Annotated in this window: 1 protein-coding gene; it reads right to left on the bottom strand. The window is 70.5% G+C overall.

The genetic code is table 11. The features are described 5' to 3' along the window. Positions 1-124 precede the first annotated feature (124 nt). Positions 125-628, bottom strand: a 504-nt coding sequence (locus tag ACFWVE_RS34535) for a PP2C family protein-serine/threonine phosphatase (protein ID WP_384023083.1), incomplete at its 5' end; no start/stop codon positions are given.

The raw sequence follows: 628 nt of genomic DNA, 5'->3' as shown, positions 1-628 counted from the left end.
CCCACAAACCCCCCCCTTTTGGGGGGGGGGGGGGGGGGGGGGGCGCCCCCCCCCACCACCGCCCCACAGAAGCGCAGCAAGGGCCTCCCGCTGCTTGGCCGGGCTCGCCACCAAACGCCCAGGGTCATCGTCCGGGAGTGGTCCGTCCCGTCCTTGAAGGTTGTGAGGCGTCGGTGAGGTCGGCGCCGGTGGCGGCGTCCCGCTGGGAGTGGTTGGTGCCGTGCCAGTCCAGGCACATGACGGTCGCGTCGTCCTGCAGGTGGCCGTCGTTGGCGTCGACGACCGCCGCGATGAGGGTGCGGGCGGCCTCGCGGGGATGCAGCGCGCGGGTGCGCACGATCAGGTCGGACAGGTTGAGGTTGCCTGCGTTGTGCTCCAGCATGCCGTCGGTGAGCATCACCAGCCGGTCGCCCGGCCGCAGGTCGAGCGACTGGACCCGGTAGCTGTGAGGGGCGTCGAAGCCGAACGGCATATCGACCTTCGGAGTGATCTCCCGCACCTGACTGTTTCGTATCCGCAGCGGCCAGGGGTGCCCGGCGTTGATGAACTCGGTCCTGCCGTCGAGCAGGCTGATGCGCAGGAGCTGGCCGGTGACGTAGCCCTTGTGGCCGTGCTCACGCATGGCCTG

The sequence above is a fragment of the Streptomyces sp. NPDC058632 genome (assembly GCF_042717095.1).
Taxonomy (GTDB): Bacteria; Actinomycetota; Actinomycetes; order Streptomycetales; family Streptomycetaceae; genus Streptomyces.
This window is presented reverse-complemented; position numbering and strand designations above follow the sequence as displayed.